Below are 23003 nucleotides of genomic sequence, written 5' to 3'. Positions count from 1 at the left end.
TGGCCAATGCCGAGTTCAGGCTGACTCTTACGAAATTGTACGTACAATATCGTAATCGATGGTGCTGCTTTGCGATTCGAATGGGATGCTGAAAGAGCCAGGCGCAAACTTGCCAAGCTCGGCATCGGATTCGATCTCGCGCAGAAGGTGTTCGATGATCCGCTTTATCTCATCGTGCCCGACCGGTTTGAAGATGGTGAGCAGGGTTGGCACGCTATCGGGACGATCGATGCCGTAGTGGTCATGCTGGTTGTCCACACATATCCTGATCGCGAAGATGAAGGACGAGTTAGGATTGTTGGTGCCCGGAAAGCGACAGCGCATGAAAGGAGGCGCTATGAGCAAGAAGGACCTTAGTCAGGATCAGCGCAACCAGCTCGCCAAGCTGGCTGGTTTGCCTGACAGCGAAATTAATACTTCCGACATCCCAGAAGTTCCGGCGGAGAATTGGATTCGTGCTCGTCGTGGACATCTTTACAGACCACTCAAGCAGCCAGTGACAATCAGACTCGATGCTGACGTGCTATCGTGGTTCAAGGAGCATGTCGGGGGTGGTGGTTACCAGACCGAAATCAATCGTGTGCTCCGCCATCACGTGATCGAGCAGGAAAAGCGTAAAACCTGAGCCGGTTCAACTCCCCGGTGCGCCCTTCGGGTGACGATCGCCGATCAGGCCTAGTGTCAGGCCTTGTTCGAGCCAGGCCTTGGCGCCGGCCAGAACGAGCGTGAAGCCGCCGGTTGAATCGACCGCCTGTTTCGCCTGTTCGTCGCCATTGCCGGCAAAGCCGAAATTGTGGACCTCCAGGAAGGTCGCGTCACCTGGCATTTCGGTGAAGGTCCAGATCACCGTGGTCGGCGGATCGCTCCATTGCATGACGATCTTTTCGTTGACGACGATCTCGCTGGCGACCACCGTCGTCGAGACGCCATACATGCGCCACTCCCATTGAACCGGCTTGCCGCCGTCCAGCCTGCCGCTGGAATGGGTGAACCAGAATTTCGTGGTGATCTCCGGGTCGACGATGGCCTCGAAAACGTCGGAGACCGGCCGCCGGATCAGCATGGCGGCTTCGGCCGTCGGTGTCTCGCGGATTTCCATAGCGTTCTCCCCTGCCGAACACGCCTTCACCAGGCGTCGGGCTCCCGCACCATGTGAACGATGTTGGCGGGGCTGGTGATCCAGAAACCGCGGAAGCCTTCTCCCCGCGGCTCGATGGCGTCGCATCGCTCGACGCCGACCTTGGCGAGATGATCGGCGGCGCCCGGGAAATCCCCGGTGAACAGTCCCAGCCAGATCTCGGCCTGGCCCGGTCCTGCTATGGCAGATTGATCTGCCAGGAAACGCCGAACCTGTCGTTCAGCCAGGCGAAACGGCGGCTGAAACCGTAATTGCCGATCGGCATCAGAAACGTGCCGTCTTTGGACAAGGCCTCGACGATGCGCTCCAGCTCTTCTTCGGTGGAACAGTCGACGAAGAGCGAGACCGACGGCGTGAAGGTGAAGGCGTGCTGTACCGGGCTGTTGAAGATCATGACCTCCGTGCCGCCGATGGATGCGCGAGCCAGCTTGACTGCCCCTTCGGGTCCGTCCTCGCCTGCACCGTAGCGCGTGAGGTCGAGGACGCGGCTCTCCGGGATGGTCTCGCAATAGAAGGCCATGGCTTGCTCGGCCTTGCCTTCGAACATCAGGAACGGGGTTACTTTCACGGCAGGCCTCCCTTCGCTCAAATGTTGGTCTCGTTGGCAGGCTCGCCCTTCATCTCGCTGCGGTAGTAGCCTTCGCGCAAATTGATGCCGTGTTCGACATAGGCCTTCATGCAGGCCAGCATCTGCGACCAGCCCTCGCAATTGAGATAGGACTTCTTCAGGCCGACCGCGTCCTCGTGCCAGCCGGCCTCGGCGATGGTGACGAAGGTGCCGCCGTCGTCGAGCGGCTCGAAATTCATCTCGATGCGGGTCTTGTAGGCCGGCTTTCCCTCTTCATCGGTGGCATCCCAGCGCAGCACGATGCGGCTGTCCCTGACGATTTCGTCTACTTCGACCGGCACCTTGCCCCACCACACGACATTGGCGCCCGGCACCAAGGGCGCGCTGGCACCGCCGATGGTGGTGAAATAGGAGCTGAGCTTCTTCGGATTGACGACCGCGTCGAAGACGTCGGCGACCGGTTTGCCGATGCGTCCTGAAACCCTGAAACCAAGAGACATATCCACAGTTCCTTCCTTGATTGATAGGAGCTTATGTTATAAAAAAATAACATGTCAAGCCGATCGCAAGACGACAATGTTTTCAAGGCGCTGGCGCATCCGCGTCGGCGCGAGATGCTGGATCTGCTGAAGGACGCGCCAAAGACGACCGGCATGCTGTGCGAGGCGTTTTCCGACATCGACCGCTGCACCGTCATGCTGCATCTCAAAGTGCTGGAAGAGGCCGATCTCGTCGTGGCGCGGCGCGAGGGGCGCGAGCGCTGGAACCATCTCAATGCGCTGCCGATCAAGCAGATACACGACCGCTGGATCAGCCAGTACGCAGGCCATGCGCTTAGTATCATCGACCGGCTGAAGTCGGATCTGGAGGGGTGAACGGCCGTCACGGCTTTGCCGTGCGTGGTAAAGCGCGGCGCGGCTGGACGAATTGAGCCGATTTATCTATAAGCCGGCCATTCCGACAAAGAGCGCCATACGTCCATTCGGACGCAGCAGGGACGTTCTGACATTTTGAATTCGAGCATTGCGGAAGGCGGTCATGCATCTCGCCGCGCGATGCTCTAGCCGAACACGACAGGGGTGCCATGGCTGGCCATTCACAGTTCAAGAACATCATGCACCGCAAGGGCCGTCAGGACGCGGTGCGGTCGAAAATGTTTTCCAAGCTGGCGCGCGAAATCACCGTCGCGGCCAAGAGCGGGACCCCCGATCCGTCGATGAATCCGCGCCTGCGCCTTGCCGTGCAGAACGCCAAGGCGGTGTCGATGCCGAAGGACAATATCCAGCGCGCCATCAACAAGGCGTCGATGGGCGACGCCGAAAATTACGAAGCCGTGCGTTACGAGGGCTACGGTCCCGGCGGCGTCGCCGTGATCGTCGAGGCGCTGACCGACAATCGCAACCGCTCGGCTTCGAATGTGCGCGCCGCCTTCACCAAGGCCGGTGGGGCGATGGGCGAAACCGGCTCGGTGTCGTTCATGTGGGATCGGGTCGGCGAAATCTATTATCCGGCATCGGCCGGCAGCGCCGACAAGGTCATGGACGCGGCAATCGAAGCCGGCGCCGATGACGTGGAGTCGGACGAGGAAGGCCACACCATCTATTGCGCCTTCGAAAACCTCGGCGAGGTGTCGAAGGCACTCGAAGCCTCTCTCGGCGAGGCGGAATCGGTGAAGCCGATCTGGAAACCGCAGAACAATATTCCGGTCGATGAAGAACGCGCCCAGTCGCTGATGAAGCTGGTCGCCACGCTCGAGGACGACGATGACGTTCAAAGCGTCTACGCCAATTTCGAGGTCGACGAGGAGACCATGGCCAAGCTCAGCGCTGCGTGAGCAAAGCCTGACATGATCGAAAAACCGCTGCCCACCATCCGCATCACCTATTGCACGCAGTGCCAGTGGCTGCTGCGTGCCGGCTGGATGGCGCAGGAACTGCTATCGACATTCGGCACCGATCTGGGCGAGGTGACGCTGGTGCCCGGCACCGGCGGCGTCTTCACCATATCGTGCAACGAGGTGCTGGTCTGGGACCGCAAGCGCGACGGCGGCTTTCCGGATGCGGCAAAACTCAAGCAACTGGTGCGCGACGTCATCGACCCGGACCGCGATCTCGGTCATTCCGACCGCAAGGCGAAGAGCTGAGACTTCCCGCAGAAGCCGGACGTCATTTTCCTCGCCTCTGCCCGAAAATCGCGCCGATCCCGGCGCCGATTGCTATGCCCATGCCGATGCCGACGGCAGGGTCATCCATCGCTGCGCCACAGACAGCGCCGAGGCCGATCCCCGCGGCAATGCCCAAGGCCATGGTGGAATACGGGTCGTTCACGGCGCTTCTCCCGATAAACACGCCTCGGTCGCCGCGATGCCGAACGCGGCGGACCGAGACACGTCAACGCGCGGCGAACCAGAAGGATGCCAGCGCGGCGATGGCGGTGATGGCGCGCACGTGGTTCCACATCACCCAGTCCCTGAGATAGGTGGTCCATACAGCAGCGCCGTTGCTGCTGGCCGGATCGACGGCGGCCAGCGCGTCGTTGAGCGGCACGTTGAAAACCATCGTCACGATGGGGTTGCCGACGAGATAGATGACTGCGCCGGCCAGCAGCCAGAAGGAGCCTGGCTGCTGCCAGCCGATGATGGCGCCGGCGATCAAGACAAGGCAGATCAGGCCGGTGCCGAACAAGGCGGTCATGAACATCGGCGTGATGACGGTGATGTTGATCGAGTTCATGGCGGCGATACCGCCCGCGGCAGGCAGGCGAGCCATTGCCGGCATGACGAAGTTGGAAAAGGCGAAGAACACGCCGCCAACAACGCCCGAGCCGATAGCGGCGATGAAGATGAGGGTGGGAAGTAATTTCGGGATCATGTCAGTTGCTCCAGATGCCGGTTGCGGCGGTTTCAGTCGCAATGGGCAGAAAAGTTTTGGGGGGTGGCCGGGCACCTGTTCGACGCCTTCAAATCAATTATCCCGTCTGCTTCTTTTAAAACATGAGAAATCCTCATATTTGCAAAACGTGATAAACCCTCGTATTTTGCGAGTCAAGTCATTTCTGGGTGGCATTGCCGCCCGGCGTCTGTTGAAGAGCCATGGAAAAAACCGCCACGTCCCCACCGGAACAGGTCGCCACGCCACGCCGCGCGCCGAGCCAGCAGCGCAGCCGTGAACGGGTCGAGCGCATGCTCGCCGCCGCCTCGGCGCTGATTGCGGAGCAAGGCAGCGATGCCATGCGCATGGGCGAGGTGGCGGAGCGGGCTGGGGTGTCGATCGGCTCGCTCTACCAGTTCTTCCCCGACAAGCGGGCGATCGTCTGGGCGCTGGCCGAGCGCTACACCGCCGAAAGCCAGGCCTGCATTTCAGCCGCGCTCAAGGACGTCGGCGACGCCGAGGGCCTTCGGCGGGCGTTCTCGGAACTGGTGGGCATTTATTACCACCTGTTCCTGGCGGAGCCGGTGATGCGCGATATCTGGTCGGGCACGCAGGCCGACAAAGCGCTGCGCGAACTGGAGCTCGCCGACAGCCGTGCGAACGCCGAATTTCTCACTGCGACGCTCAAACGCCTGCGGCCCGATGCCGATGCCGTCGCGCTGGAGACGACGGCGTTTCTCGTCTGGCAGATGGGCGAGGCCGCCATGCGGCTGGCGATCTCGGTCGAGCGGAAGGAGGGCGACAGGCTGGTCGCCGCCTACAAGCGCATGGCGCTCAGGGAATTGCTTGCGGAATAGGATGCTCTCACCCGCCCCCTCGTGGGGAGGGTCGCTGCGAAGCAGCGGGGTGGGGCAGCGCCGACCCCCACCCCGACCTTCGGTCCGACCTCCCACACGGGACCGACAAGGCGGAGGTGGGGGCAAGCGCCAGCGTGAAGGGACGTGCATTGGCCAACAAAAAACCCGCCACGGGGGCGGGTTCTCTGGTCTGCGAAAAGCTGATGAGGCCTAGAGGCCGAAACCTTCGAAGCGCTTCTTGAACTTCGACAGGCGGCCGCCGCGGTCGAGCAGGGTCTGCTGGCCGCCGGTCCAGGCCGGGTGCGTGGTCGGGTCGATGTCGAGGTTCATCGTATCGCCTTCCTTGCCCCAGGTCGAACGGGTCATGTACTCGGTGCCGTCGGTCATGACGACCTTGATGGTGTGGTAGTCGGGATGGATATCGGTCTTCATGGCTCGGTTCCTGGTTTGCCGGGCGCGGCTGACGGGCTGAAAGCCTGCGTCGATGCGCCCCTTTTTAAAACTCGAAGCCGCAGCTATTGAGGAGCCACGGCTTCTAAAACGGTCGGCGAGCCTATACATCAGCCGGAATTGAATCACAAGGCCGCGGCAAGCGCATATTGAGGCGCATAGCTGAAGGCGGCCAAGAGGAAAAGACCAGGATGGCGCAAACCAGCAGCGCAGACGAGCGCCGGCGCTCGCTCAAGCCGCTCAGGCGCCTGTTTCCCTACATCGGCCGCTACCGCACATTGGTGGCGGGCGCCGTCATCTCGCTGATCGTCGCGGCGGTGACGACGCTGGCGCTGCCGCTGGCGGTACGGCGCATGATCGATCATGGTTTCACGCCGTCCGGTTCCTCCTTCATCGCCGAATATTTCGCCGCGCTGGTGGCGATGGCCGCGCTGCTGGCGGCGGCATCGGCGGGCCGCTACTATTTCGTCATCACGCTCGGCGAGCGCGTCGTCGCCGATATCAGGCGCGATGTCTTTGCCCATGTGACGAAACTGTCGCCGGCCTTCTTCGACACTGCCCAGTCGGGCGAGATCGTGTCGCGGCTCGCCGCCGACACCACGCAGGTCAAATCGGCGGTCGGGGCGACCGCTTCGGTGGCGCTGCGCAATGTCATCCTTGGCCTCGGCGCGGTCGCGATGATGGTTTTCACCAGCCCGAAACTGTCCGGGCTGGTCATCGCAGCCATTCCAATCATCGTGCTGCCGCTGGTCGCCTTCGGCCGCTCGGTGCGGCGCAAGTCAAGGCAGGCGCAGGACACGCTGGCCGATGCCACCGCCTATGCCAGCGAGCAGATCGGCGCGGTGCGCACATTGCAGGCCTTCACCAATGAGACGCTGGTCACCGGGCGTTTTTCGGGTGCCGTCGAGGCCGCCTTCGAGGCCGCGCGCGCCTCGATCTTCGCGCGCTCGTTCCTCACCTTCTTCGCCATCTTCACGATTTTCTCCTCGGTCGTGGCGGTGCTGTGGTTCGGCTCGCGCGACGTGCTCGACGGCAATCTGTCGCCGGGCACGCTCGGCCAGTTCCTGCTCTATTCGGTATTCGCCGCCGGTGCGCTCGGCGCGCTATCGGAGGTCTGGGGCGAATTGGCCCAGGCAGCAGGTGCCGCCGAACGGCTGACCGAAATCCTGGCCGAGGAGCCGGCGATCGTGGCGCCTGCCAATCCCAGGCCGCTGCCGGTGGCGAGCAAGGGAGCGATCAGCTTCGAGGCCGTGTCCTTTTCCTACCCGGCCCGGCCCGACCGCGCCGCCGTCCACGGCCTGAGCTTCTCGGTCAAGCCTGGCGAGACGGTGGCGATCGTCGGTCCCTCGGGAGCGGGCAAGAGCACGGTGTTCTCGCTGATCCTGCGCTTCTACGATCCGGAGACCGGCAGGATCCTGATCGACGGCGTCGACATCCGCGAAGCCGACCCCCTTTCGATACGGCAGCGCATCGCCATCGTGCCGCAGGACGTCACCATCTTCGCGGCCAGCGCGCGCGACAATATCGGCTTCGGCCGGCCGGGCGCCAGCGAGTCAGAGATCGAAGCGGCGGCAAAGGACGCGCTGGCCGACGAATTCATCCTCAAGCTCGAGAAGGGCTATGACAGCCAGGTCGGCGAGCGCGGCGTGACGCTGTCGGGCGGGCAACGCCAGCGGGTGGCGATCGCCCGCGCCATCCTGCGCGACGCGCCGATTCTGTTGCTCGACGAGGCGACCTCGGCACTCGACGCCGAAAGCGAGACGCTGGTGCAAATGGCGCTGGAGCGGCTGATGCGGGGCCGCACCACGATCGTCATCGCGCACCGCCTGGCGACGGTGCTGAAGGCCGACCGCATCCTGGTGATGGATGGCGGCCGCATCGTCGAGGAAGGCACGCATCAGAGCCTGGTGACCAAGGGCGGCATCTATGCCCGGCTGGCCAAGCTGCAGTTCGAGACCGGCGCCAGCGCCTTCAGGGGCGCGGCTGAGTAGCGGCGACGCTGGGCGTGCTCACGCGGCTCCATACCGTTTGCGCAGGTGGTCGGTGAAATAGACGGCATTGAGCTTTTCACCGGTGGCGCGTTCGAGCAGGTCGGGCGTCGACCAGCGCGATCCGTGCGACCATATGTTCTTGCGGCGCCAATCGTTGATGGCACCGAAATTCCCCATGGCAAGATCGTCATCGGCCGACGGATGCTCCCGCGTCAGCGCCGCCCATTGCTGCGCCGCCATTATCGCGCCCAGCGTGTAGGAGGGAAAGTAGCCAAAGGCGGCAGCAGGCCAATGCACGTCCTGCATCGGCCCGTCCGCGGGGTTGTCGATGGTTGAGAGGCCGAGATAGTCGCGCATCCTGGCGTCCCAGGCCTCGGGCAGTTCGGCCACCTCGAGCCTGCCGGAGACGAGCTCCTGCTCCAGTTCATAGCGCAGGATGACATGCAGCGGATACGTCACCTCGTCGGCATCGACACGGATCAGGCCGCGCTCGACATGGTGGACATGCGGCAGGATGTCGTCGAGCGACCAGATTTCGCCGAGATGCTTTTCCACGACCGGCAATGCCCAACGCCAGAAGGCGGGATTGCGCCCGATCTGCTTTTCAACGAACAGACTCTGGCTTTCATGCACGGCCATGCCGCGCGCCTTGCCGAGCGGCCAGTGCGACCAGGCCTTCGGCAGGTTCTGCTCGTAGAGTGCGTGGCCGTTCTCGTGCAGCACGCCCATCAGCGCCGACAAGAAATCGGAAGTCTTGTAGCGGGTGGTGATGCGCACGTCGCTCGGCACACCGCCACAGAACGGATGGTGCGACACCGACAGCGAGCCGTGCGTCAGGTCGAAGCCGACCGCCGCCATCATGGCAAGGCCGAGTTCACGCTGCCTGTCGATCGCGTAGCTGCCCGCAAGCGGCTTCAGCGGATGCTTGCGCAGCCGCGCTTCCTGCGCCGCCAGCGCTTCCGGCACGAACCCCTTGAGGAAAGCCTTCAAGTCGGCGAACACCGGGGTGATGTCGGCGGTGCGGTTGCCGGGGTCGTATTGCTCCATCAGCGCGTCGTAGGGGGCGAGGCCGAGGATGTCGGCGCGCAGGGCCGCCTCTTCGCGCACCAGCGCCACCACGCCTTCAAGCGCCGGCAGGAAGCCCGCCCAGTCGTTCTTGGCCCGCAGGTCGCGCCACAGCTGCTCGCAGCGCATGCGGGCGGTCGTCTGGCGTTCGACGAATTCGACCGGCAGGCAGGTCAGGTTGGTGTATTGCCGCCGCAGTTCGGCCAGCGCCGCCCGCTGTTCATCGTCAAGCGCCTCGCCTTCGGCGGCGGCGATCCAGTCCGCTATTTCCGGCGCGGTCGCCCTGGTGTGGTACATGCCGGCAAGTGCCGCCATGGCCTCGGCGCGCTTCTCGCCGCCACCGACGGCCATGTGGGTCGCTTCATCGGCGCCGAGGATGGCCAGCGCGTGCTCCAGGGCTTCGAGCTTGTGGCCGAGGTCATCGAGTTTTTGAAAGGACATGGCGGCTTCCGTGATTGGGAAGGGCGAAAAAGATACCAACGCCGGCGCGTTTGCAACCCTCACGCGCCGTCCGGCAGATGCGCCTTGCGCTGGCGAGCCGACGCGTGAAATGCTGCCCGACGATACATCACGAGGGAATACGATGATCGGCAACATCCTGGTCGGGCTGGTGGCTTTGATCCATGTCTATATCGTCTATCTGGAGATGGTGCTCTGGGATACGCCGCGCGGGCACAAGGCATTCCGGCTGACGCCGGAATTCGCCAGCGCCTCGAAGGTGCTTGCCGCCAATCAGGGTCTCTATAACGGCTTTCTCGCCGCCGGCCTGATCTGGGCCCTCTACCTCGGCACGGCCGGTTTCCAGGTCAAGGTTTTCTTCCTGCTCTGCGTGGCCGTTGCCGGGCTCTACGGGGCGGCAACGGTCGGTCGCAAGATCCTGTTCGTGCAGGCCGCGCCGGCAGCGGCTGCCTTGGTAGCGGTCTGGCTCGGCTGGTGAGGAAAAGAGGCGCCTGCGGGATTGGGTCCCGTAGACGCCAGGTGGTCCCTTCCTTTTGGGCCGCGATCAGAATGGCCTCAGCCGTTCGGATAGTTCCCGCCGTCGGCGCCGTCGCCCATCAGGAAACCGCTACCGATGTCGACCCTCAGCCGCTGGTCGACATTGTCGAGACGGCGCAGCAGGTCATGATATTGTGCGGCCGGTATCCTGCCGTGATCCGACGAGGCTATCTTCTCCGCCGCCTGACCTATGCGAGCGGTGCGCATCTCCAGGCGCTCCGCCGCGGCCGGGGTGATGTTGTTGGCCTGTCTGGCGGTGATTATGCCCTGATGCACGCCTTGAACCTGTTCAATGAGAGCCTCGACACGCGGGCCGGTCATGTCGGTTGGGTCGGTCGCGTCGAGCGCGCCCTTGTGGTGACCCGCGGCGTAGGCGCCGGCAAGCGGGGCGGCGACAAGAATCGCGGCAAGGGTTGCAGTCTTGAGAGATGCTGAAGAGCGCATGACGGCGCCTCCTTTTGCTGCGGAAAAGAACGGCTCTGCCGTTCCGCTTCCGGACGATGCGGGCCGTCCAGTTCCGTCGCGTCGCGATGGGAGGCATCGCCGGCGGTTCTCGGCCCTGCGCAGCACGCTAGGAGCGCTTTGCGGCGAAGTGTAATTAAAAAAAGATAATCTTTTCAGGCCTTGCCGGTGCACAACTGCGCCCTAGAGTTGAGCCGGCGAACAAATTCGCGTGAGATCGCGTGATGATGGATCACCGTTCGGTGAGCTTCAGTTCGATCCGGCGGTTCTTGTTGCGCGCCTCTTCGGTGTCGGCGGGATCGAGCGGCTGGAACTCGCCGAAGCCGGCGGCGACCAGCCGGTTGGCCGGCACGCCGTTCTCGATCAGGAACTTCACCACGGAAGTGGAGCGCGCCGTCGACAGCTCCCAATTGTCGCGATACCGACCGGTGCCGGACAGCGGCTTGTTGTCGGTATGGCCGTCGACGCGCAGCACCCAGTTGATCTCCGGGGGAATCTCCTTCTGCAACTCGATGATGGCGTCGGCAAGTTTCTTCATCTCGACCTTGCCGGCATCGTTGATCACCTCCGAGCCGGTCGGAAACAACACTTCCGACTGGAAGACGAAGCGGTCGCCGACTATGCGGATGTTCTCGCGGTCGGCGAGGATTTCGCGCAGGCGGCCGAAGAAGTCGGAGCGGTAGCGGTTGAGTTCCTGCACGCGCTGCGCCAGCGCCACGTTGAGGCGGCGGCCAAGGTCGGCGATCTTGGTGTTGGAATCCCGGTCGCGGGCCTCGGAGACGTTGAGCGCGTCCTCGAGCGCGCCGATCTGCTTGCGCAAGGCCGCGATCTGCTGATTGAGGATCTCGACCTGGCTCAGCGCCTGCTGGCTGATCTGGCGCTGGCTGTCGAGCTCGCCCGTCAGCGCCGCCGCGCGCTGGTTGGCCGCATCACCGGCGCCCGCACCTTGCGCCAGCAGCTGCTGGAGCCGGCTCTTCTCCGCTTCGGCCGCCGACAGCGATGCCTGCAGATTGGCGAGCGAATCCTCCTTGTCCTGTGTCGTGGAACGCTCCAGCGCCAGAAGCTGCGTCAGTTCGTTGATCTGCGAATTGAGACGCGACAGCACGGCGTCCTTGCCGGAGATTTCGCGGCCGAGCAGGAACTGCGCCAGCACGAAGACGGTGAGCAGGAACATGATGGCCAGAAGCAGCGTCGACAACGCGTCGACGAAGCCCGGCCAATAGTCGATGCGGCGGTCGGCGCGCCGGCTCCTGGCGAGCGCCATGCTAGTGCACCCCGGTCTTCTTCAGGGCGTCGGCGATCTTTTCCAGCGTGTTGCGCATCGCCTTTTGTTCATCCGACTGTGCTTCGACCCAGTCGCGCATGATCTGCTGCTCGGAGCGCATGTTCTTGACCAGGCCGGAAATGCCGTCGGCGAGATTGGCCATGGCGGTGGCGACGCGCGGATTGGAGCCGCCGCCATTCTCCTGCATGCTGCGCAGCCGCTCCGACAGCAGGCGGATTTCATCGGAAGGCTCGGTCCGGACCGCGTCGGAGACGACGATGTCGGACGACAGGTCGGTGACCGAGGACAGCCAGTTCTCCAGTTCGGTGTAGAAGCGCGTCTGCGCGCGGCCGGCCTGCAGGTCGAGGAAACCGAGAACGAGCGAGCCGGACAGGCCGAACAGCGAGGACGAGAAGGCCGTGCCCATGCCGGCGAGCGGCGCCGACAGCCCTTGCTTCAGCGAATCCAGCACAGCGGCGGCATCGCCCGTGCCGGGATCGAGCGACTCGATGGTCTCGCGGATGGAGCCGATCGTGTTCAGCAGGCCCCAGAAGGTGCCGAGCAGGCCAAGGAACACCAGGAGGCCGACGAGGTAGCGCGAGGTGTCGCGGCTTTCATCGAGCCGCGTGGCGATGGAGTCGAGCATGGTGCGCATCGAGCTGGTCGAAAACGCCATGCTCGACGAGCGGCCGATCATCGCCTTCATCGGCGCCAGCAGCACCGGTTCGGTGATCTCGGAACCGGCGCGGAAGGAGTTGACCCAGCGCACTTCGCGAAACAGCCGCCCGACCTGGACGAAGGCCAAAAGGATGCCGACGGCAAGCACGCCGATGATCAGGCCGTTGAGCCCCGGATTGGTGACGAAGGCGGTCGAGATCTGCCGTGTCAGGATCGCTGCGATGAAGGCGACGATGGCCAGGAAGATGACCATGGTCAGGAGAAAGACCTGCGGGCTCGACAATTTGTGTGGGTCGTAGATCAGCACGTCGGAGCGCCTGCCCATGCCGAAGGATCTGAGAAAAGCCATCCGTGCCCCGTTTCCGATGCCGCTGCCGCCGATCACGTCGTCGGCGACTCTAAACGGAATTGTGACCAAATTGAATGGTGCTTGGCAATATTGCCGCCAGCAGTTTCAGAGACGGTTGATGACCAGGCAATCGACCATCGCCGCCAGATGCAGGCCTGCGCCGGTGACCACGAAACCATGCCACAGCGCGTTGTGGAAGCGCAGCCCCTTCCAGGCGAAGAAGATCACGCCGCAGGAATAGACGACGCCGCCGGCGACGATGAGCACGATCGCCGTCGTCGGCAAGGTAGCGACGAGCGGCTCGACCAGGACGATGCCGCTCCAGCCGATGGCGAGATAGAAGACGATCGCCAGCCGGTCGAAGCGGCCGGGGAAAAACACCTTTATGGCGATGCCGATAATGGCCGCGGTCCAGACCAGGACGATCATCCAGCCGGCCAGCGCCGAGCCGTCGAGCTGCGCGAGAAAGGGCGTGTAGGTGGCGGCGATGAGCAGATAGATCGCAGCGTGGTCGAAACGCCGCAAAATCCATTTCACCGGCGAAGTCACCGGCCATAGATTGTAGGTCAGCGACACCGAGAGCACGGTGAGCAGCGACACGACATAGAAAGCGGCGGCGATGTATTCACCCGGTCCGACCCGGAAGGCGGCCAGCGCCAGCAACGCCGAACCGGCCGCGATCGCCAGCACGATGCCGACGGCATGGACGATGCCGTCGGCGATCATCTCGGCACGCGAATAGTGCCATCGTCCGACAAAGGGGATCTCGATCTGCGGCGGCGTCTTGATCATCATCGTCCTGCGTCAACCCTATCTGGGCAAGCGCCGGACAGTATTTCAAGCTTTGTTTGCGGTTTTGCGACTGCGGCGCTTCAGCGCGGCGGGGATTTGTCCTTGCCCAATTCTCCGGGAAAAGCTGCGCGCGCTCCCGGAAAGCCGCTCCGCACTTCTCCCGGAATTGCTTCAGCGGGCAGCGAGCGGCTTTTTCACGGCCTTCAGGAGGGCGCGCTGGATGATCTCGTTGCCGGCGACGACCGAACCGTTGTCGAGCATGTCCTGGCCGCCGTCCATGTCGGAGGCGAACCCTCCTGCTTCACGGATCAGCAACAGGCCGGCTGCGATGTCCCAGGGCGACAGGCCGACCTCCCAGAATCCGTCCATGCGGCCGGCGGCGACGTAAGCGAGATCGAGCGAGGCCGAACCCAGGCGCCGGACGCCGGAAACCTCGGCCATGACATTGCGTAATTCGATCAGGAAATTGCCATGCTGGCCACGCCCCAGATGCGGCACGCCGCAGCCGATGACGGTGTCGATGAGCTTGGTGCGGCCGGCGACACGCAGGCGGCGGTCGTTCATGAAGGCGCCGCCGCCGCGCTCGGTCGTATAGAGCTCGTCCATGGCCGGATTGTAGATCACGCCGGCCACGATCTGGCCCTGGCGCTCGAGCGCGATCGAGACAGCGAAAAGCGGAATGCCGTGCAGGAAATTGGTGGTGCCGTCGAGCGGATCGACGATCCAGCGGTGCTGGCTGTCATCGCCGGCGATCGTGCCGCGCTCTTCCATCAGGAAGCCGTAACCGGGCCGCGCCTTCGACAGTTCGGCAAAGACAATATCCTCGGCCTTGCGGTCGGCCTGGCTGACATAGTCGCCCGGTCCCTTCATCGAGACCTGCAGGTTCTGGACCTCGCCGAAATCGCGCGACAGCGAGCGGCCGGCCTTCATTGCGGCCTGGACCATGACGTTGAGAAGGGCTGAGCGTGCCATCGTAACTCTTCCTGCTGCCCGCGCTTTAACCTTTGTCCTGATGCATGTCGGTGACCCGAAACCTGGGCCACCTCTGGGCGACATGCATCAGTCGGCGCGGCGCATATAAGTGATTTCATTGGTGTCGACGACGATGCGTTCCCCCGCGCCGATGAATGGCGGCACCAGCACGCGAATGCCGTTTTCCAGCACCGCGGGCTTGTAGGAAGAGGCCGCCGTCTGGCCCCTTACCACCGGGTCCGCTTCGGTGATGGTCAGCGTTACCTGGTCGGGGAGCGAAATGCCGATAGGCCTTTCCTCGTAGAGCTGGACCGTCACCATCATGCCGTCCTGCAGGAAAGCGGCGCGGTCTCCGACGAAGTCCTTCGCCAGCTCGAGCTGCTCGTAGCTCTCGGTGTCCATGAACACCAGGGCGTCGCCCTGCTCGTAGAGGAAGGAAAAATCCTTGAGATCGAGCCGGATCTGCTCGACCGTTTCTGCCGAACGGAAGCGCTCGTTCAGCTTTGTGCCGTTGATGAGGTTCTTCAATTCGACCTGGTTATAGGCGCCGCCCTTGCCCGGCTTGACCGTGTTGGTCTTGACGGCCACCCACAGGCCGCCATCGTGCTCGATGACGTAGCCGGGACGGATTTCGTTGCCGTTGATCTTGGCCATGATGATGTGATCCGGGAATGAGATGTTCGCAAGACAGCGATTTCGGGCCTCCAAGACCACAAATCGCCCGAAGAGGCAAGCTGGCGCTGATCGGGTGTCCCGTGGCGGCGGCTCAATCGAAGCGCACGATGGTGCCGCGTTGCGGCGTCTTGTCCTGCGAGAAATCGAGCATGACCTCGTCGACATAGCACCAGCCCCACGTCTCGGGCGGGTCGTAGGCCTCGATGACCGGATGGCCGGTCGCCCGGTAGTGGCCGGTGGCGTGACGGTTCGGAGAACTGTCACAGCAGCCGACATGGCCACAGGTGCGGCACAGCCGCAGATGCACCCACCAGGAACCGGTCTTCAGGCACTCCTCGCAACCTTCGGCGCTTGGCGTTACCTCGAGGATGAAGCTGCCATGCGTGCATCGTTTGTCGGGCGAAGCCATTTCATTGCCTCCTTGGAGAAGCGATGCCGCGATATAAACCCTCAACCGCTCTCATCGAAACCGCGGCGACCGCTTCGGTAATGATATCGAAGACTTTTGCCAGCCGACGGATCTGCGACGACCGCATGATAGCCATCTGCATGGAAAGATCGAGGTCACTTGCCTCGACGAGCATCGCGCGATGACTTCCGCTGGATTTCCGCTGATCGCGTCAGGGCAGGCGGTTTGCCTTCTGCAGTGCCTGCTTGGTCTGGTCGTCGCTCAATCCTTGCAGGAAATCGTCCATCTCGGGGTCGATGAGGCCGGCGCGGCGGGCGACGATGTACCAGGCGCCGGCAAGCACGAGGTCCGGCTCGGTGCCGATGCCTTGCATATAGAGTTTCGCCAGGCGGTTCTGGGCGGCGACATTGCCGCCTTCGGCGGCCTGCTTCATCCAGCCGAAGGCGGATTTCAAATCACGCCCGCCGCCGCGGCCCTCGATCATCCAGGTGGCGAGGTCGAGTTGCGCGGTGTCATAGTTTTGCCGCGCGGCCTGAGCCAGCAGGCGCCGGGCCTGGGCGTCGTCGCGCGATTTGCCGCCGACGCCGTTGGCATAGATCTGTGACATCGCATACTGGGCGTCGGCGAGGCCGGTCGCCGCGGCGCGCTCGTAATAGGTCACGGCCTTGGCGATGCCGGCGTCGCCGGGGTCCTGCTGGACCAGCATCTGCGCGAAATTGAATTGTGCCAGCCGGTTGCCCGCTTCGGCGGCGGCCTGCATCAGCGCATAGGCTTCCTTTTCGTCCTTTTTGACGTAGCGGCCGTCGAGCAGCATCAGCGCATATTGGAACTGCGATTCCGGCACCCCTTGCTCGGCGGCGGCTGCGTACCATTTCGCCGCTTCGGCCGCATTGAGGGGCACGCCCAGTCCGCGCGACAGGATCTCGGCCACCAGCGTCTGCGCCGCCGGGTCGCCGTTTTGCGCCCGCACCAGCGCGAGGTTGTAGGCGGTCTTGTAGAGTCCGCGCTGGAAAGCCCCGTAGGCCGCATCCGCCGGCTTGGCGCCGAAGCGGTCGGGATTGATCGCGTCGGCCGAAGGCAATGGCGCTGGCTCGGCGGTGGTGGCGGGCTGCGGCAACTGCTTTTCGATCGGCTTGTCGGTATGCACGCCGGCATCCGGCTTAGGGTGCGGCGAAGGAATCGTTTCGGCGGCAGCGGCCTGGATCATGACCGCAGCAAGCAGGGCCTGAAGGGGAAGCCTTGCCGAAGACACGTCAGTCCTCGAAACGCGGTGCGGTTTCGTCGAGCAGCGCATTGGCCCGCGCGATCGCCGCCTTGGGATCGACGCCGTCGGCGAACACCGCACTCGACAGGGCGACGAACTCGGCGCCCGTATCTGCGACGGTTTCGATCGAAGCGAGCTCCGATCCGGCCATGACAATGCAGGGGATCTGAATCATCTGCGCCCACCATTGTCCCAGCGTCAGGTTGCGCGGATGCGGATCGGGCTTGTTGTCGTAGCCGAAGCGGCCGAAGAAAATATAGTCGGGCCTGACTTCGCCGAGTTCGAGCGCGTCATCACGTGTCTTGGCGCCGCCGGCGCCGACCATCATTTTTGCCTGGAAATGCTCGACCGTCTCGGCGAGCTCGGCCTTGGAGACCTCGACATGAATGCCGTCGGCCTGGACACGCCCGGCGATGCGCGTATCGCCGGCAATGACGACCGCGATGCCGGCCGCCTGTGCCGCCGGTACGATTTCGGCGGCGAAGGCCTGGAAGGAAGCTTCGTCCATGTCGTTCTGCGGCAGGATGAGCGAGGCGACGTCGCCGCCCTCGAAGGCCGAGACGATACGGGCGGCCGGCACGCCAGATGGCGCGATCAGCACGATGCGGCAGCGATTGGGGGGCGTTGCGTCGTTCATGGTCTTCGATCCCGGGTTTCGCCTATGCCGGGCGAAGATGGTTGGATTGCGGCATAGAGCAAAGTGCCCGCTTTGAACAGGCGGGCAGGCGGGATCACTATTTTTGAGCGCCGAAGCGCCGGCGATTGGCGTTACTCGATCGGTTGCGCACCTGCCGCGGCAGGCCTTGGCTTCCACAATGTCCAGCCGAGATTCATGCCGGCGGCCGCGATCAGGATGGCGGCGGCGCCGACGAGTTGGCTGAGATGCAGGCGATGGCCGAATGCCGTGACGTCGACCAGGATCGCAACGATCGGGTAGATGAAGGACAGCGACCCCTGCAGGTGCGTCGGCAGCTTCTGGATGGCGCCGTACATCAGGATGTACATCAGACCGGTGTGGACGATGCCGAGCGTCGCCAGCATGGCCCAGCTCCTTGCGTCGGTCGGAAGATGCGAGAGATTGGCGAAGGGCGCCAGCATCAACACGCCGACGCAGACCTGGACGAGCGCGATGAGATGCGGCGGTGTGCCCTTGAGCTTCTTGGTGACGATGGCGGCGACGGCCCAGAAGAAGGCAGCGGCCAGCGCCATGACGATGCCGGCGAAATAGTTGGTGCCGATATCGCCGGCGTCAGGGGCGGCCTGGACGATCAGCACCATGCCGGCGAAGGCGATTGCCAGCCAAGTCGATTTCGTCAGGGTCAGCCGCTCGCCGAAGAAGAGCGCGCCGAAGCCGACCAGCATGAAAGGCTGGGTATTGTAGACAGCGGTGGCGATCGAGATCGACGCGCGCGAGAATGCACTAAACAGCAGCAGCCAGTTGACGACGATAGCGGCGCCACCGAGGGCCGCGATGGCGAAAACGCGAAGCGACAGCCTGTTGCGCAACAGGCCGAGGCCGGCGCAGATGAAGAGCAGCGTCACCGCGCCGAAAGCGCAGCGCCAGAACACCACATCCATGATAGGCTGGCCGGACAGGACGACGAACCATCCGATCGTTCCCAGGATCGCCATTGCGGCGGACATTTCGATCGTCCCACGTGCTGTATCGCTCACGACAAATCTCCAGATCATTGAGCGTGCATAATCTCATGCTGATCCTGGGCTTTCCATCCAATGAGAAAGGTGACATGCTAGTTTCGCCTATTTAAACATGGGCAAAGATCCGGAAATCCTGAGAATGTGAAATGCTTGACGATCTCGACCGACGTCTCCTCGAAATCCTGGTGAGGGATGCGCGGACTTCATTGAAGGAGCTGGCCGGCCAGGTCGGGCTGTCATCGCCGAGCGTTTCGGAGCGGCTGAGGCGGCTCGAGGAGCGCGGGGTTATCAGGGCTTTCACCGTCGAGATCGACCCGCTGGCGCTCGGCTATACATTGCAGGCGATCGTGCGCATCAAGCCGCTGCCGGGCAAGCTGCACATCGTCCAGAAGCTGATCGAGGAGATCCCTGAGTTCGGCGAATGCGACAAGGTCACGGGGGACGACTGCTTCGTGGCCAGGCTGTTCGTGCGCTCGATCGGCGACCTCGACGGTATCCTCGATCGCATCGCCGACAAGGCCGAGACCAGCACCGCCATCATCAAGGCGCAGCCGATCCGGCGGCGGCCGCCACCGCTCGGCGCATGACCGGTCGGCCTTTCTTGACTCTGCTTGGCGGTGGTGGAAATGCGTGGCGGCTCCGCCAGTCAGGCATATGAACAACGAGGAAAGAACATGGCGCAGAATGTCTACGATCAGCCGGATTTCTTCGCAGGCTACAGCCAGCTCGGCCGGTCCATCCAAGGGCTGGACGGCGCCGCCGAGTGGCCGGCGTTGCGCGCGATGCTTCCCGACCTCGGCGGCTTGCGAATCGTCGATCTTGGTTGCGGTTTCGGCTGGTTCTGCCGCTGGGCTCTTGAACACGGGGCCAAGGAGGTTCTGGGTCTCGACCTGTCGGAAAAGATGCTCGCCCGGGCGCGTGCCGCCGGCCCGGACGCCGGCATCGTCTACGAACGCGCCGATCTCGATGAACTCAGCCTGCCGCCGACGGCTTTCGATCTCGCCTACAGCTCGCTTGCCCTGCACTATGTCAGCGATGCCGCGCGGCTGTTCCAGACCGTGCACCGGTGCCTAGTCCCCGGCGGGCATTTCGTCTTCTCGACGGAGCATCCGATCTATATGGCTCCGACCCATCCCGGCTGGTCTGTCGATGCCGAAGGCCGCAAGACATGGCCCGTCGACCGGTATCTGGTGGAGGGACCGCGCAAGACGGACTGGCTGGCCAAGGGAGTTGTGAAACATCACCGCACCATCGGCACCACGCTCAACACGCTGATCCGGTGCGGCTTCACCATCGAGCATGTCGAGGAATTCCGTCCGACCGACGCGCAGATCGCGGCCAAGCCCGAACTGGCGGAAGAGCTCGAGCGGCCGATGTTCCTGCTGGTCTCGGCCCGGCGATAGGCAGAGCAGAATGGGCCGGCCTTGCTGTGGCGACGCCCACATTTGCTGTCGCTCCGCTCGGGAATCTGGGCTATTCAGGCGTTGACTCGCTTTCCCTCCAGACCAGTCCCTCCTCCATGTCAGGCCTGCTTTCCGATCCGTGGTTCTATGCGGCCGCCGTCCCGGCGGTCATTCTGGTCGGCCTGTCCAAGGGCGGGTTTGGCGGCGCGGTCGGTTTCGTCGGCGTGCCGCTGATGGCGCTGACCATGCCGCCGGTGCAGGCGGCGGCCATCCTGCTGCCCATCCTGTGCCTGATGGACATCGTTTCGGTATGGACATGGTGGGGCGTCTATAACAGGAAGATGCTGGTCGACATGATGCCCGGCGCGGTGATCGGCATCGGTCTCGGTTGGCTGACGGCCGCACTGGTCACCGAGGAGGCCGTGCGGCTGATCGTCGGCGCCGTCGCCATCATTTTCGTGCTGCGCTGGCTCTATCTGAAGTACCGCCACGGCGCCGACCATGCGGCGCAGCCCAACCGCGTCGCCGCGGCCCTCTGGGGCACGGTCGCCGGCTTCACCAGCTTCGTCGCCCATGTCGGCGGCCCGCCCTTTCAGGTCTACGCGCTGCCGATCCGGCTCGACCCGAAGGTGTTGTCCGGCACGGCGGCGATCTTCTTTGCCGCCACCAACGCGCTGAAGCTCGTTCCCTATTTCGCGCTCGGCCAGTTCGACAGCACCAATCTGACCGCGTCGGCGGTGCTGATGCCGCTGGCGCCGCTATCGACCATCGCCGGCGCCTGGCTGGTGCGCCGCATGCGTCCGGAGATCTTCTATCCCTTCACCTATGCGACGGTGGCCGTCGTCGCGGTGAAGCTTCTGTGGGACGGGATCGCCGGCCTGATGTAGCCGGGACCGTTTTCGCCTGCCTCAGGCGACGCTCGGCACCATGCGCCTTGGTCGGCCGAGCGCCAGGGTGGCGCCAGCCGCCAACACAAGCCCCATGGCGGCAAGGACCGTGAAGTCGTCGATGGTCGGCTTCAGCACCATGTCGGCGATGATGATCAGCATTACCGCATAGTCGAAGCGCGCCGCCCGCAAGATGCGCTGGCCAGAGGCAAGGGCGGCCGGCGTCACGCCATCCCTGGCGATCATCGCGCCCATGTGGTCGGCGCTCGGCTTGAAGACGAACATGCCGATTGAAAAGGTGGTGGCGTAGCCGGCAAGGCCGATCAGGATCCACAGTTGCGAGAAGCCGACCCAGAACCAGCACATGATTAGCCCGAAGGCCAATGTCAGCATCGACATCGGCGCGAAGAAGCGGTTTCCCAATTCGCCCGTAGCCCGCATTGCCTGCAGCGTTCCCTGGATGTTTCCCGACCGATCGGCGAGCGTCGCCAGCACCATCAGCGCGAAACCGCCGCCGACCCATAGGGTCGCCGAAAGAATGTGCAGCAATTTAACGATCGAATACCAGTCCATGCTTCTCCCCGGCGCCTGATGTAGCGGAAGGAGCGAATCCTCGCCTGCCGCTTCGATGGCCAAGCGTTTATCGCCGCGCCTGTTTCGGAACGATGTCGTGAAAAAACCAGTTCTGTTTCAAGTGCCGGCTAACGTAAGGAGCCACTGATATTGCGAGCGCGCCATTCGGTTTTCTGCTATTATGAGGGGCGTCCGGGGGCGCGACATCGTCCAGAAACAGTGCCGATGCTAGTGCGCCCGCGCCGGGAGCCCGGTGGCGAGAGCAATCGCCTGACGATCAACCCTTTCCCGAACACGGGAAAGGCAACTCGGGGGAAAGATATGCAAGGGGTAGCACGGAATTTCTTCACGCTGGCCGTTATCTATGCGCTGTGCGGCATGGCGCTCGGCCTGTACATGGCGATCAGCCAGGACCATGGCCAGATGCCGACCCACGCCCATACGATGGTCGCTGGCTGGCTGATGTCGGCGGTCTTCGCCTTCTTCTATCACCTGTTTCCGGCGGTCGGACAGAAGACGGTTGCCGTCGTTCACTTCTGGCTGACCGCAATCAGCGGCATCGGCCTTTTGATCGGGCTCTACTTCCTGCTTGGCGGCGATGCCGCGATCGAACCGCTGGTGGCGGCGTCTTCGATGGGTTTCTACGCGGCCTTGCTGCTGTTTGCCTTCATTGCCTTGCCGGCGGTTTGGAAAACGGCCTGAGCCGAGTCTCGGCACATCCTTCAGGAACTGTGCTGTTACGGCACAGTGGCGCGGGGTTCGCTCAAAAAACATCGGCGCCGTTAAGGGTTCATTAAGCTTTACAGGCGTTTACTATGCGCATCCAGTGATCTGGATTCTTACCGAGTGGTTGGAGCCACTTTGTTTGACGCCTCCCTGTTAAACTCCTGAGAGCCGCCTTATCCGCGGCTCTTTTTTTGTCCGCTTTCCAGCGACACGGTCCGCACCGGATCACGTTAACCTTCTGTTAAACATGTGCTTGCCTTCACCCCGGACGAGGCGCATTTTCAAGCTTCAGTTATGTAGGGTTCCGGGTGTATCGGCAGTAAGCCGAATCGGCCGGTTGCAAGTGCAGGGGCGTATCGATGAACGAGCCTTCGAAGGGCAGCGCGAAAACCGTCAAGCTGGCGGAACGTCGGGTCTTTTCGCACTCCTTCAAACCGCTCTATCAGGAAGGCATGGGGCTGGTCGAACAGGCGGCGGAGTATCTCGACGGCAAGGGCCGGGCCGAGGCCAAGAAGCTGTCGCGGCTGGCGGCCACGCTCTATGCGGCCGAATCGATGCGGCTAACCACAAGGCTGATGCAGGTCGCCTCGTGGCTGCTTCTGCAGCGCGCCGCGAATTCCGGCGAGATGACCCGCGACCAGGTCGCGTCGGAAAAGTCCAAGGTGCGCCTCGACACTGCCTCCGCCCATGACGAGGCGGCCGGCTGGGCCGAACTGCCCAAGGATTTCCTCGACCTCGTCAACCGGTCGCTGCGCCTGCAGGCACTGGTGCGCCGCATGGACGAGGAGATCTACGGCGCCGGCGCGGTGGTCGACATGCAGCCCTTGAGCCGCCGGCCCAATCCGGTCTCGGACCAGATCAGCCTGCTCAACACGGCTTTCGCCCGCAACTAAGGGGTTCGGAGCATTTCTGGCCCCGGCAGGCTGCTGTTTCCGGTTTGTTCACATTTCGCTGG

Annotated in this window: 32 protein-coding genes and 1 pseudogene; 13 read left to right on the top strand and 20 right to left on the bottom strand. The window is 63.4% G+C overall.

Annotated features, from left to right (window positions below):
• Window positions 1–69 precede the first annotated feature (69 nt).
• Both LB545_RS01165 and LB545_RS01160 read left to right on the top strand, forming a co-directional pair.
• Window positions 70–357, top strand: a complete 288-nt coding sequence (locus LB545_RS01165; protein WP_140676271.1) for a BrnT family toxin — start codon at window positions 70–72, stop codon at window positions 355–357.
• Entirely contained in the window at window positions 338–625 is a 288-nt protein-coding gene (locus LB545_RS01160; protein ID WP_140676274.1) for a BrnA antitoxin family protein, read from the top strand. The genes LB545_RS01165 and LB545_RS01160 overlap by 20 nt, the downstream gene beginning before the upstream one ends.
• 6 nt (window positions 626–631) lie before the next feature.
• On the opposite strand, the gene LB545_RS01155 is transcribed toward LB545_RS01160, so the two are convergent.
• The 4 genes and pseudogenes from LB545_RS01155 to LB545_RS01140 all read right to left on the bottom strand — a co-directional run bounded on the left by LB545_RS01155 (window position 632) and on the right by LB545_RS01140 (window position 2206).
• The gene (locus tag LB545_RS01155) at window positions 632–1099 is read right to left on the bottom strand and encodes an SRPBCC family protein (RefSeq protein WP_140554908.1); all 468 of its coding nucleotides are present in this window, start codon (window positions 1097–1099) and stop codon (window positions 632–634) included.
• Window positions 1100–1125: 26 nt separating this feature from the next.
• A pseudogene (locus tag LB545_RS01150) lies at window positions 1126–1305 on the bottom strand (hypothetical protein); the annotation flags it as partial.
• Between the two features lie 11 nt (window positions 1306–1316).
• The gene (locus tag LB545_RS01145; RefSeq protein ID WP_224704223.1) at window positions 1317–1706 is read right to left on the bottom strand and encodes a VOC family protein; all 390 of its coding nucleotides are present in this window, start codon (window positions 1704–1706) and stop codon (window positions 1317–1319) included.
• 17 nt (window positions 1707–1723) lie between these two features.
• A complete protein-coding gene (locus LB545_RS01140) occupies window positions 1724–2206 on the bottom strand; it encodes an SRPBCC domain-containing protein (protein WP_140493137.1) in 483 nt (160 codons plus the stop codon).
• Between the two features lie 51 nt (window positions 2207–2257).
• Here LB545_RS01140 and LB545_RS01135 point away from each other — a divergent pair, with 51 nt between their 5' ends.
• The 3 genes from LB545_RS01135 (at window position 2258) to LB545_RS01125 (ending at window position 3849) form a co-directional block, all read left to right on the top strand.
• Entirely contained in the window at window positions 2258–2581 is a 324-nt protein-coding gene (locus tag LB545_RS01135) for an ArsR/SmtB family transcription factor (RefSeq protein WP_140670710.1), read from the top strand.
• 209 nt (window positions 2582–2790) lie between these two features.
• Window positions 2791–3540 carry a YebC/PmpR family DNA-binding transcriptional regulator gene (locus tag LB545_RS01130; protein ID WP_140525039.1) on the top strand — a complete coding sequence of 250 codons (750 nt, stop codon included), beginning with the start codon at window positions 2791–2793 and terminating at the stop codon, window positions 3538–3540.
• Window positions 3541–3552: 12 nt separating this feature from the next.
• A complete protein-coding gene (locus LB545_RS01125; protein ID WP_140493146.1) occupies window positions 3553–3849 on the top strand; it encodes a SelT/SelW/SelH family protein in 297 nt (98 codons plus the stop codon).
• 22 nt (window positions 3850–3871) lie between these two features.
• Here the strand turns inward: LB545_RS01125 and LB545_RS01120 are convergent, their stop codons facing one another.
• Both LB545_RS01120 and LB545_RS01115 read right to left on the bottom strand, forming a co-directional pair.
• Window positions 3872–4033, bottom strand: coding sequence for a hypothetical protein (locus LB545_RS01120; RefSeq protein ID WP_181165385.1), 162 nt, complete (start codon window positions 4031–4033; stop codon window positions 3872–3874).
• A 63-nt stretch (window positions 4034–4096) separates the two neighbouring features.
• Window positions 4097–4576 (bottom strand): DUF1772 domain-containing protein, encoded by a 480-nt coding sequence (locus tag LB545_RS01115; RefSeq protein WP_140676277.1) that lies wholly within the window; start codon window positions 4574–4576, stop codon window positions 4097–4099.
• A gap of 221 nt (window positions 4577–4797) precedes the next feature.
• Here LB545_RS01115 and LB545_RS01110 point away from each other — a divergent pair, with 221 nt between their 5' ends.
• Window positions 4798–5433 (top strand): TetR/AcrR family transcriptional regulator, encoded by a 636-nt coding sequence (locus LB545_RS01110; RefSeq protein WP_140729302.1) that lies wholly within the window; start codon window positions 4798–4800, stop codon window positions 5431–5433.
• A 210-nt stretch (window positions 5434–5643) separates the two neighbouring features.
• Here LB545_RS01110 and rpmE read toward each other — a convergent pair whose 3' ends face one another.
• A complete protein-coding gene (rpmE, locus tag LB545_RS01105; RefSeq protein ID WP_006327661.1) occupies window positions 5644–5865 on the bottom strand; it encodes a 50S ribosomal protein L31 in 222 nt (73 codons plus the stop codon).
• Between the two features lie 209 nt (window positions 5866–6074).
• Between rpmE and LB545_RS01100 the strand changes: the two genes are divergently transcribed.
• A complete protein-coding gene (locus LB545_RS01100; protein ID WP_140493152.1) occupies window positions 6075–7874 on the top strand; it encodes an ABC transporter transmembrane domain-containing protein in 1800 nt (599 codons plus the stop codon).
• Window positions 7875–7892: 18 nt separating this feature from the next.
• Here the strand turns inward: LB545_RS01100 and LB545_RS01095 are convergent, their stop codons facing one another.
• Complete coding sequence (locus tag LB545_RS01095; RefSeq protein WP_224704221.1) at window positions 7893–9380, bottom strand: carboxypeptidase M32; 1488 nt, start codon at window positions 9378–9380, stop codon at window positions 7893–7895.
• A 142-nt stretch (window positions 9381–9522) separates the two neighbouring features.
• On the opposite strand from LB545_RS01095, the gene LB545_RS01090 reads away from it, so the two are divergent.
• The gene (locus tag LB545_RS01090; protein WP_140493158.1) at window positions 9523–9876 is read left to right on the top strand and encodes a DUF1304 domain-containing protein; all 354 of its coding nucleotides are present in this window, start codon (window positions 9523–9525) and stop codon (window positions 9874–9876) included.
• Window positions 9877–9953: 77 nt separating this feature from the next.
• Here the strand turns inward: LB545_RS01090 and LB545_RS01085 are convergent, their stop codons facing one another.
• The 11 genes from LB545_RS01085 to LB545_RS01035 all read right to left on the bottom strand — a co-directional run bounded on the left by LB545_RS01085 (window position 9954) and on the right by LB545_RS01035 (window position 18474).
• Window positions 9954–10379 carry a hypothetical protein gene (locus LB545_RS01085; protein WP_140493161.1) on the bottom strand — a complete coding sequence of 142 codons (426 nt, stop codon included), beginning with the start codon at window positions 10377–10379 and terminating at the stop codon, window positions 9954–9956.
• 250 nt (window positions 10380–10629) lie between these two features.
• Window positions 10630–11661 carry a peptidoglycan -binding protein gene (locus LB545_RS01080; RefSeq protein WP_140493164.1) on the bottom strand — a complete coding sequence of 344 codons (1032 nt, stop codon included), beginning with the start codon at window positions 11659–11661 and terminating at the stop codon, window positions 10630–10632.
• A gap of 1 nt (window position 11662) precedes the next feature.
• Window positions 11663–12688 carry a MotA/TolQ/ExbB proton channel family protein gene (locus tag LB545_RS01075; protein ID WP_140493167.1) on the bottom strand — a complete coding sequence of 342 codons (1026 nt, stop codon included), beginning with the start codon at window positions 12686–12688 and terminating at the stop codon, window positions 11663–11665.
• A gap of 105 nt (window positions 12689–12793) precedes the next feature.
• On the bottom strand, window positions 12794–13480 hold the full coding sequence (gene trhA, locus LB545_RS01070; protein ID WP_140493526.1) for a PAQR family membrane homeostasis protein TrhA: 687 nt from the start codon (window positions 13478–13480) through the stop codon (window positions 12794–12796).
• A 171-nt stretch (window positions 13481–13651) separates the two neighbouring features.
• A complete protein-coding gene (locus tag LB545_RS01065; protein WP_140493170.1) occupies window positions 13652–14452 on the bottom strand; it encodes an inositol monophosphatase family protein in 801 nt (266 codons plus the stop codon).
• Between the two features lie 87 nt (window positions 14453–14539).
• Window positions 14540–15106 (bottom strand): elongation factor P, encoded by a 567-nt coding sequence (gene efp / locus LB545_RS01060; RefSeq protein ID WP_140493174.1) that lies wholly within the window; start codon window positions 15104–15106, stop codon window positions 14540–14542.
• A gap of 112 nt (window positions 15107–15218) precedes the next feature.
• Window positions 15219–15536: a UBP-type zinc finger domain-containing protein gene (locus LB545_RS01055; RefSeq protein ID WP_140525042.1), complete on the bottom strand. Its 318-nt coding sequence runs from the start codon at window positions 15534–15536 to the stop codon at window positions 15219–15221.
• A 1-nt stretch (window position 15537) separates the two neighbouring features.
• Entirely contained in the window at window positions 15538–15711 is a 174-nt protein-coding gene (locus LB545_RS01050; RefSeq protein ID WP_181165380.1) for a hypothetical protein, read from the bottom strand.
• A 36-nt stretch (window positions 15712–15747) separates the two neighbouring features.
• The gene (locus tag LB545_RS01045) at window positions 15748–16788 is read right to left on the bottom strand and encodes a tetratricopeptide repeat protein (protein ID WP_140517548.1); all 1041 of its coding nucleotides are present in this window, start codon (window positions 16786–16788) and stop codon (window positions 15748–15750) included.
• 1 nt (window position 16789) lies between these two features.
• Complete coding sequence (locus LB545_RS01040; protein ID WP_224704219.1) at window positions 16790–17437, bottom strand: thiamine phosphate synthase; 648 nt, start codon at window positions 17435–17437, stop codon at window positions 16790–16792.
• Between the two features lie 131 nt (window positions 17438–17568).
• Complete coding sequence (locus tag LB545_RS01035; RefSeq protein WP_140676675.1) at window positions 17569–18474, bottom strand: DMT family transporter; 906 nt, start codon at window positions 18472–18474, stop codon at window positions 17569–17571.
• A 131-nt stretch (window positions 18475–18605) separates the two neighbouring features.
• On the opposite strand from LB545_RS01035, the gene LB545_RS01030 reads away from it, so the two are divergent.
• The 3 genes from LB545_RS01030 (at window position 18606) to LB545_RS01020 (ending at window position 20749) form a co-directional block, all read left to right on the top strand.
• Window positions 18606–19046, top strand: a complete 441-nt coding sequence (locus tag LB545_RS01030) for an Lrp/AsnC family transcriptional regulator (protein WP_140525044.1) — start codon at window positions 18606–18608, stop codon at window positions 19044–19046.
• A gap of 87 nt (window positions 19047–19133) precedes the next feature.
• Window positions 19134–19862, top strand: a complete 729-nt coding sequence (locus LB545_RS01025) for a class I SAM-dependent methyltransferase (protein WP_140525045.1) — start codon at window positions 19134–19136, stop codon at window positions 19860–19862.
• A gap of 116 nt (window positions 19863–19978) precedes the next feature.
• Window positions 19979–20749 (top strand): sulfite exporter TauE/SafE family protein, encoded by a 771-nt coding sequence (locus LB545_RS01020; protein ID WP_140493196.1) that lies wholly within the window; start codon window positions 19979–19981, stop codon window positions 20747–20749.
• 21 nt (window positions 20750–20770) lie between these two features.
• On the opposite strand, the gene LB545_RS01015 is transcribed toward LB545_RS01020, so the two are convergent.
• A complete protein-coding gene (locus LB545_RS01015) occupies window positions 20771–21322 on the bottom strand; it encodes a DUF2269 family protein (RefSeq protein WP_140525046.1) in 552 nt (183 codons plus the stop codon).
• A gap of 321 nt (window positions 21323–21643) precedes the next feature.
• Between LB545_RS01015 and LB545_RS01010 the strand changes: the two genes are divergently transcribed.
• Window positions 21644–22024 carry a cbb3-type cytochrome c oxidase subunit I gene (locus tag LB545_RS01010; RefSeq protein ID WP_140493202.1) on the top strand — a complete coding sequence of 127 codons (381 nt, stop codon included), beginning with the start codon at window positions 21644–21646 and terminating at the stop codon, window positions 22022–22024.
• A 383-nt stretch (window positions 22025–22407) separates the two neighbouring features.
• Complete coding sequence (locus LB545_RS01005) at window positions 22408–22941, top strand: DUF1465 family protein (protein WP_140525047.1); 534 nt, start codon at window positions 22408–22410, stop codon at window positions 22939–22941.
• Window positions 22942–23003 lie beyond the last annotated feature (62 nt).

The sequence above is a fragment of the Mesorhizobium sp. BR1-1-6 genome, assembly GCF_020165355.1.
Lineage (GTDB): Bacteria > Pseudomonadota > Alphaproteobacteria > Rhizobiales > Rhizobiaceae > Mesorhizobium.
This window is presented reverse-complemented; position numbering and strand designations above follow the sequence as displayed.